This is a genomic window from Cupriavidus sp. 8B (genome assembly GCF_054589115.1).
Genome location: NZ_BAAILO010000615.1, coordinates 1 through 8,313, shown reverse-complemented (window position 1 = coordinate 8,313; position 8,313 = coordinate 1). Strand labels below are relative to the sequence as shown.

Genomic DNA, 8,313 nt, shown 5'->3' with positions numbered 1-8,313 from the left:
GGCGCCGTAAGTCGGCGCCAGGCGGGCCGGGGCGGGGCCGGCAGCGCCGCGCGCCGGCCCCGCCGACAGCACCCCACCGGCCGGTGGCAATGCTTGCCAGGCTGGCGCCCATGTAGAATTGCGGCCATTCAAGGAGAATCCCCATGAGTCGCATCAGCCTCACCCGCTACCTGGTCGAGGAGCAGCGCCAGCACAACACGATCGAGCCCGAACTGCGGCTCCTGATCGAAGTGGTGGCGCGCGCCTGCAAGGCCATTTCCAACTCTGTCAGCAAGGGCGCCCTCGCCGGCATCCTCGGCTCGGCCGGCACCGGCAACGTGCAAGGCGAGACCCAGCAAAAGCTGGACGTGATCGCCAACGAAGTCCTGCTCGACGCCAATGAATGGGGCGGCCACCTCGCCGCCATGGCGTCCGAGGAAATGGACAGCATCTACGAGATCCCGAACCGCTATCCCAAAGGCGAATACCTGCTGCTGTTCGATCCGCTCGACGGCTCGTCCAACATCGACGTGAACGTGTCGATCGGCACCATCTTCTCGGTGCTGCACATGCCCAAGCCGGGCCAGGCCGTGACCGAGGCCGACTTCATGCAGGCCGGTAGCCGTCAGGTCGCCGCCGGCTACGCCGTGTACGGCCCGCAGACCACGCTGGTGCTGACCGTCGGCAACGGCGTGCACATGTTCACGCTGGACCGCGAGGCCGGCAGCTTCGTGCTGACGCAATCCGACGTGACGATCCCGGAAGACACCAAGGAATTCGCGATCAACATGTCCAACATGCGCCACTGGGCCCCGCCCGTACGCCGCTATATCGACGAATGCCTGGCCGGCGACGAAGGCCCGCGCGGCAAGAACTTCAACATGCGCTGGATCGCCTCGATGGTGGCCGACGTGCACCGCATCCTCACGCGCGGCGGCATCTTCATGTACCCGTGGGACAAGCGCGAGCCGGAGAAGCCCGGCAAGCTGCGCCTCATGTACGAAGCCAACCCGATGGCGATGCTGGTCGAGCAAGCCGGCGGCGCCGCCACCAACGGCCATGAGCGCATCCTCGACATCCAGCCTGAGAAGCTGCACCAGCGCGTGTCGGTGATCCTCGGCTCGAAGAACGAAGTGGAACGCGCGACCCGTTATCACCAGGAAGACAAACCGGCCGCCTGATCGCCGGCGGCTTCATCGCACCTGAAGAAACGCAACGCCGCGGCGCTAGCCGATAGCAAGATATGTTGAAAAATTTGGGGGCAGTCCTGGTGACTGCCCCCATTTTCTTTTCACTGGTATCCGATCCGGGGCGTTGATCCGACGACGCTTCACGGGACTATTTGCCCTGCCTTGCTTCCAGCTCGCGAATCAGCGCACGGGCCTCGTCGCCTTCCGGTATCGGCTTGCCGCTATCGCGCCATTGCACCGCCGCCTTGAATCCCTCGACTTGCGCGTACCGGCGAAACCAGAGTCCCTCCGGGTTGTGCCGTGTAATGCCGTCGAACATGGTCGCCATCATCTGCGATTGCTCCAGCCCCATTGTCAGCATGACTTGATTGACCACCAGCTTGTGCATGGCAAGGTGGCTGCGCGGAACGCCGGCAATCCGGTTGGCAAGCTTGAGCGTCGTCGCCTCTAGTTCACCGATGGGAACGACCTCATTGGCAAGGCCCCAGGCAGCGGCAGTCTGCCCGTCGATCGTGTCTCCGGTGAACATCAACTGTTTCGCGCGCGCCGGGCCCAGCCGATAGGTCCACATCGCCGTGGTCGGACAGCCCCAGACGCGCGTCGGCATGTAACCGATTCGCGCATCCTCGGCCATCACCAGCAGGTCACAGCTCAAGGCGATGTCGCTGCCGCCGGCAACCGCATAGCCATGGACCTTGGCAATCGTAGGCTTGCTGCAGCGCCACAGACTCATGAAGTCTTCGGTGTTGCGCTTCATGTATGCGTAGTCGACCATGGGATCCCAAGGATACGTCTCTTGCTGGCATGGGTGCTCGATGGTCTGCTCCGCGGTGTCGGCCAGGTCGTAGCCGCCGCAGAACCCTTTGCCGGCACCTTCCACCACGACAACGTGGACGTCGTCATTGGCTTGCGCCCATTCGACGGCGGCACGAATCTCTCGTGGCGTCTCGCCGTTGATCGCGTTTAGCCGCTCCGGCCGATTGAGGAGAAGGCGCGCGACGCGTGGCGATTGCGGATCCTGCTCGATTGTCAATGTGGAGAAATCTGGCATCTTGAAGTTCCGTTGTTGAGTCGTTGAAGAGGATGAGATTTCTGACCGTCATGACTGACTGTAGGGAACGCTCTATTGACAGTCAACACGTCAGACGCGCCCGGCTCACAGGCCAGTCAGACCCGGTCGAGCGTGCCATCCAGGCCCTGGCTGCGACGGTCTCGCAGCCTTCATGCATGGCCGAACTCGAGCTTTGGGCGGTTGCACGCACCGATCCGGATCTTCGTGCTGCACTCGTGGCTGCCGAGCGCCCCGCGCGCAAGGAGAACGAGCGTGTCGTCGCCGAAGTCTTCGCCCAGGTTAGCGACCGGCCGGGGTATGCGCCCGTAGTGGCAATAAGCCTCGAGTTTCTCCGTGGCCTTGCGATTTCCGGCGTGCTTCGCCGCAGCCCTGCGCGACGACAGCAGCTAATCAGCCAATGGACATGGGCCGCAAGGCTTCTGCTTGAACAGGAATTCCCGGTGGATAGCTGACGCCTGCAACCGCTGCTTGCTTCTGGAGCCACAATGACACGACAGCACGCATCACTGACTCACTCCTATTCGCCCGCCGACAAGACGCGCGAAGTGCTTGCTGTTTCGACTGGCGAAGCCTTGCGCCGGGCGGCGAGCGCGGAGCCACGCCGAGCGGCGCTTGTCGAGGTCGTGCCGGAGGGCGCATACGCCCTCCATTTCTACTAGGTCCTTTCGCAGAGAATCCCACATGAAACCGACCAAAGCATGTCCTGTCGTGCTAAGAACAGCGCAGAAGCGCCTTGAGATCCGGGCAGTTGAGCATCCTCTGGCCGGTCTTCACCTGGTTCATGATCTTCGTCACCCACTACCGCTTCCGCCGCCGATGGGTCGCCGCCGGCAACCGCCCCCTGGCCTTCCGCATGCGCGGCTTCCCCGTGCTCACGCTGCTGGGCGCCGGCATGTTGCTCGCCATCATGCTGACCACCCTGTTCACCGAAGCCTTCCGCATGACACTGCTCACCGGCATCCCCTTCCTGGCGGCGCTCAGCGTGGCCTACCTGCTCTGGTTCCGCCAGCGCGCCGAAACCACGCCACTGGCCGCCAACGACGCCGCCTGAATGACCGCGCCGCCACCTGGCGGCGCCCCTGCGGGGGCTCCCGGCAAAATTTTTGCGCCGGGGCTTCCCAGTAAAAAAAAACGCTGCTATGATTGCGGGCTTCATCCAGTTGTCAACGGATGATGGGCCGAAGTAGCTCAGTCGGTAGAGCAGCTCATTCGTAATGAGAAGGTCGGGGGTTCGATTCCTCTCTTCGGCACCATAAGATTCAAGCACAAAGCCCAACCTGTCCGGTTGGGCTTTGTTGTTTCTGGGGTTCATGTAGCCACCATGTAGCCAGCGGTACCGGGTTTTCGGACTAGGCGATGACGACAACGGCAAAGCCAGCAAAGAAGATGACTCGCGGCGGAGCTGGGCGCGGTCATGGCCGCAAGCCAATCAGCGAAGCCGAGCCTACCGTCTCGTTGTGCATGACGCAAGGGCGGCGCGCAAGCTGGACCGCGCATGAATGTACTGGGCTACTTGATGCGCTTTTGCGTTGAGCTTGCCATCTCGCCCGCGCCAACGTGGACGATTTGCGTGGCCCCGACCTCTTCATCCTTCTTTAGCCCCAAGACAGCCTCAACGATGTAGCTAGCGGCGGCGGGTACCACGGAAGGCTCAACCGCGCGGCCGGCCTCGATTTGCTTACTTCCGAGGAAATCGGTACGGCGCCTGAGGAAGTCCCGCCTTACGGCCCGAAACTTTGCACCATAGTCGAAAGCCCTGTTGGCCATTTGCCAGCCGACCACGTTGTAAAGGCGAAGGCCGGTGCGCGCGTCGTACCATGCCGCGCCGAGAGGGCCATCGTCGCCACTCAGGCCCGTATGACCATACGCATAGCGGGCCAGCCGATAGACCGGGTCATCGTCACGGTGAGCGGCGTTCGTGGGGTCAACCTTAACCAGAACGTTATTTACGGCCCCGTAGGCATCCAGAAGCGGCGCGAGGCCGGTTCACGATCACGATCAACTACAGTCGATATCAGTTCATCCCTGAATCCGGCGCAGTTGCTACTGCATGCAAGGCGGCACGCACCAGCGTGGCGTACGACCTAGCCCAGCGCCAAGGGCGACAGATAGAGCCAATCAAAGAGCAGCACATCAAGCTTTCCATGGGGCGCAATGGATTTAGCGGGGTAACGACATGCTCCGCCACCGCGCCGATCGCCTGGAAGAACTGACACCAGGGCTATGCACGTAGCTGGTGCGCGCAGGTCCGGCGATGCGATAGCAGCCCTAGGAACGACGTCATCGCGGCAACGATGGCGTGCCGCAGATCCGGCGCTCCCACCGGTCCTTGACCTTGGCCTCTTCGACGGTCTGCCACTGCATATTGCTTGGCTCGTCGGCCCCGCAATGACAGAGGGGGATGACGTGGTCGACCACGTAACCCGGGCATGGCCCAGAGCGGGCACCATTGGCTGGGCAGGGATTGAGCCGCTTGAATTGCGCGACGGCGGTATGGTTGCGAGCGATTCTCCCTGACTCGTCCCGCAGCGCCGGTGAGCACGAACTTGGCGCTGGTGGCACTGCGCAAGCGAAGAGGAGGGCTGGCAGGAGAAGAGCCAGCAGACGGCCATTCATCGCGTGGTCTCAAGTAGCGCGTATTGAGCACGGAGCCGCCCGTCATCAGTGTGCCGCGAAGTTCTCGACTGTAAACTTCACGAGGGCCTCGCCCGCCTTGGTAATCGCTTCATCGAACTCGCCGCCAAAGAAGCCGCTGCCGATCCGGCCCTCGACCTCGGTCTTTGCAAGCTCAGTGTCGGACGCGTCGAGGTAGCGGACCATGATAACCAGCGATCCTTCACCGGCATTGCCTATGCCGCCCCAAAACCAGCGCTGGAACTGGCTCCCAGGGTTGTGGGAGATGAAAGTGTAGACAATGCGCAAGTCACCTCCGCGCTTGAAGGCGTCTTTCTCATACAGCCCCGTCTCGACCACGGATCGGAATTTTTCGGTGACGGCCGCTGGCACTGTCACCGTCGCCTTGTTCTCGACGAGCTCGGCCCGCTGAAATTGGTTGGGTCGCTTGATGGGCTCGATGACCAAGGTTCTCGCTGTCCCGCACCCCACAAGGACCAGCACGAGGCAGATAATCTGTAAGCGCTTCATTGGCGGATTCCCCTCTATGAAACTGCCCGCTGCGAGGCTGCAAATGACGGACGATCAGCCGACAGTAAGCAGTAAGCAGTAAACACCTGGGTAGCGCGGTCGAGTAGATGGGTATGTGCGCCAGCGCACGTAAAGCAGAACACCCCCGCCCATGCGCTCGTCATCGAGCTTGCGACACGATAGCCGTGGCCCTCCCGACCGTCGAGGCGAAGGAAACAGGCTGTGGTGACCCAGACGGGCGCGACGCTCTACCGACTGGGGCTGGAATGCGCGGGTAATCGCGGCGCTCAATCAGTGAGGCGACATGGCTCAGCGACCACGGCCACCTCGGCCGCCGTGGCGTCCCCCGCCATGACCACCGCCGCTGAAGAAAACCGCACCGCCATAAAATCCAGGCCACCAACCGTAGTTGTAGTAGGGGCCGTAGGGGTAAGCGGGATAGTAAGGCTCATAGGGATAGGCGCCGTAGGCTGGGTAGCTGTAGCCATAGCCATCATAAGCAGGCACTACCACGCAGCCGGTCAGCAATAAGGCCGCACAGATTGTGAAGTTTCTAACACAGGCGCTCATCGCCGCCTCCTGGCGCGTTTGAGCAGTTAGACAAGAATTTCCACTGCCGATTCCGGGCGTGAGCCGATCCGGCGGCGACGGGTAAAGGGTGTGCAAGCCATTCCCGTATTCTGAAGTCCGTAAGCAACAAAAAGCCCGCCGGTGGCGGGCTGGTTGCCTACTCCTACTTCTTGTGGTGGACCAAGCGGTCCCACCAGTAGTGAAGCGGGTGCGCGTGTTCAGGGTAGAGCGGCGACTTGTGAAAGAACTCAGCCCTGACGGCGAAAATGTACAGGGCAACAATCACGGCCGCCAGGATGAATGCGGCAAGCATGGTGACCTCCTGACAGAATGACGACCTACCTTGTATTTTAGGCTGCGGCCAACAGGCCGGGAAAATCACGCGTCGAGCCGCCCCGAGCCGATTGCCCCATCGTGGCGGACAGGTATGTCATCCGCCACTCCTGTCCGGGTTTGACGGCGCCTTGCCAACCTTGGGCAATCGTGGCAAAGAAGGCACTCAGACAGGGGGAGCGACGAGCTAAAAGTGTATGAGATTGTGTATGCATCGATGAAATCCGACCCCAACCCTTACCTGCCTTGGTCTTCCAGTCAGTTTTCGATTCCTCTCTTCTGCACCATAAGATTCAAGCACTTAGCCCAACCTGTCCGGTTGGGCTTTGTTGTTTCTGGGGTTCATGTAGCCACCATGCAGCCATCGGTACAGGATTTTCGATCCATGTAGCTAGCGCGTGGCCAGCCTCAAACCCGCCCCCCTTGAAGCGATCCCGTCGAATCTTAAGGGAAGCGGTTACCCTCGGATACGCTCGCCTTTTCATTACATCGCGGATAGCGAAGTCGTACATCGGCTTCTAAGAAGCCATCCTTGCAGGAACATGCCGGTCCCATATTTGTCCGGATTCCTGCGCCGCCATTCCTTGGTACCATCCAGCCGCGGACTCGCACGTGCCAAGGTGCGCGCGTCGCTCCCTGCAATGCAATCCATGGAGATCATGCTGTGCAATACAAAAAGATGCTGGCAGCAGTGGCCTGCCTGATATCAGCGGCTTGCACGACGCCCGCGCCATCCGCCAGCCGACAGATGTCGACCTATGACAGCAACACCGAATACACGGTGGAGTACGTCGCGGACGGTTTCACCCTCATGGTCAACTATCGCTATCCGCAGTTCTTCGTGCGCTCCAGCGCGGCGGAGGCGGCATGCAAGTCAGCGCTGACCAGCGTGGCCAACAGCCTGGCCGAGCGCCGGCAACGGCAGCTCGAGCCAGTCAACGAGCAACGCATCCAGGTCGCCACCAGCAGGACCTGGTCTGGCAAATTCGCCACCTGCTCTGCCTCCGCGCCGATAGCCTGGAAGCGCTGACACCGGGGCGACAGGCCCGTTTGGGACGGCACCCAGCTCATTGGTATGCGCACCCGAGGGTAGCCCTCTGGAATGGCGTCAATGCGTCGACGATGGAGCGCTGCAGATCCTGCGCTCCCGTCTGTCCTTGACCCTGGCCTCCTCGACGGTCTGCCATTGCAGATTACCTGGCTCGTCGGCACCGCAATTGCAAAGAGGAATGACGTGGTCGACAACGTAACCGGACTAAGGTCAGGCTGAGCGCCGCGGTGAAGGAGTGCGGCGAAAGTTCATGTCCTTGTCGAAGGTCGGTGCGACACGCTACCGGCTGAGCCTGAGTGAACCCGTGAGCGCGACACGGCTCAGCGGCCACGGCCACCTCCGCGGCCGCCGTGGCGTCCCCCGCCATGACCACCGCCGCCGAAGAAAACCGCACCGCCATAAAATCCAGGCCACCAACCGTAGTTGTAGTAGGGGCCGTAGGGGTAAGCGGGATAGTAAGGCTCATAGGCGCCGTAGGCCGGGTAGCTGTAGCCATAGGCATCATAAGCGGGCACGACCACGCAGCCGGTCAGCAACAAGGCCGCACAGGTTGTGAGGTTTCTGATACATGCGCTCATCGCGGCCTCCTGGTGCGTTTGACCAGTTAGACACGAATCTCTGTTGTCCATTCCGGGCGTGAGCCGGTCCAGCGCCTGCAGCAGGTATTTCGTCCGCCGCCCTTCCCTTCGGGATTTGACGGCGCCTGCCGACCTTGGGCAACAGTGGCAAAAGACTCACCCGCCATGGGGGTACCGCACGAATATGGGGGACGCAAAGGGGTATGAATTGCATCCAGAACACCGGATTCCCTATAAATAGATCGCCATCCATCTTCACTCGCTCTCAGCGCAAGACGCTGGCAAAGCGGCCACCGCGTTTGTCCAGGCTAAATTGAGACGTCCGGTGTTTGGCCAAGTTGAAATGTCCGATTCAGAGCGCGTGGTTTTGGGGTTTCTTGGCTTGTTTCTTTAGGG

At 61.5% G+C, this 8,313-nt stretch carries 9 protein-coding genes and 1 tRNA gene; 5 read left to right on the top strand and 5 right to left on the bottom strand.

The features are described from left to right. Window positions 1-143: 143 nt before the first annotated feature. Window positions 144-1,160 carry a class 1 fructose-bisphosphatase gene (locus ACYP5B_RS50460; protein WP_267605950.1) on the top strand — a complete coding sequence of 339 codons (1,017 nt, stop codon included), beginning with the start codon at window positions 144-146 and terminating at the stop codon, window positions 1,158-1,160. 157 nt (window positions 1,161-1,317) lie between these two features. On the opposite strand, the gene ACYP5B_RS50455 is transcribed toward ACYP5B_RS50460, so the two are convergent. Then, complete coding sequence (locus ACYP5B_RS50455) at window positions 1,318-2,220, bottom strand: crotonase/enoyl-CoA hydratase family protein (RefSeq protein ID WP_459574986.1); 903 nt, start codon at window positions 2,218-2,220, stop codon at window positions 1,318-1,320. A 176-nt stretch (window positions 2,221-2,396) separates the two neighbouring features. Here ACYP5B_RS50455 and ACYP5B_RS50450 point away from each other — a divergent pair, with 176 nt between their 5' ends. From ACYP5B_RS50450 to ACYP5B_RS50440, 3 genes are all read left to right on the top strand, one after another. After that, a complete protein-coding gene (locus ACYP5B_RS50450; RefSeq protein ID WP_459574985.1) occupies window positions 2,397-2,693 on the top strand; it encodes a hypothetical protein in 297 nt (98 codons plus the stop codon). A 296-nt stretch (window positions 2,694-2,989) separates the two neighbouring features. Next, a complete protein-coding gene (locus ACYP5B_RS50445; protein WP_459574984.1) occupies window positions 2,990-3,292 on the top strand; it encodes a hypothetical protein in 303 nt (100 codons plus the stop codon). 126 nt (window positions 3,293-3,418) lie between these two features. Beyond that, window positions 3,419-3,494 (top strand) — tRNA-Thr (locus ACYP5B_RS50440). Between the two features lie 1,408 nt (window positions 3,495-4,902). Here the strand turns inward: ACYP5B_RS50440 and ACYP5B_RS50435 are convergent. From ACYP5B_RS50435 to ACYP5B_RS50425, 3 genes are all read right to left on the bottom strand, one after another. Then, window positions 4,903-5,385, bottom strand: a complete 483-nt coding sequence (locus tag ACYP5B_RS50435; RefSeq protein WP_459574982.1) for a hypothetical protein — start codon at window positions 5,383-5,385, stop codon at window positions 4,903-4,905. Window positions 5,386-5,694: 309 nt separating this feature from the next. Further along, entirely contained in the window at window positions 5,695-5,955 is a 261-nt protein-coding gene (locus ACYP5B_RS50430; RefSeq protein WP_459574981.1) for a hypothetical protein, read from the bottom strand. Window positions 5,956-6,118: 163 nt separating this feature from the next. Further along, entirely contained in the window at window positions 6,119-6,268 is a 150-nt protein-coding gene (locus tag ACYP5B_RS50425; protein ID WP_318235038.1) for a hypothetical protein, read from the bottom strand. 684 nt (window positions 6,269-6,952) lie between these two features. Here ACYP5B_RS50425 and ACYP5B_RS50420 point away from each other — a divergent pair. Beyond that, entirely contained in the window at window positions 6,953-7,318 is a 366-nt protein-coding gene (locus ACYP5B_RS50420; protein ID WP_318235037.1) for a hypothetical protein, read from the top strand. A 341-nt stretch (window positions 7,319-7,659) separates the two neighbouring features. On the opposite strand, the gene ACYP5B_RS50415 is transcribed toward ACYP5B_RS50420, so the two are convergent. After that, on the bottom strand, window positions 7,660-7,917 hold the full coding sequence (locus ACYP5B_RS50415; RefSeq protein ID WP_459574978.1) for a hypothetical protein: 258 nt from the start codon (window positions 7,915-7,917) through the stop codon (window positions 7,660-7,662). Window positions 7,918-8,313: the final 396 nt, after the last annotated feature.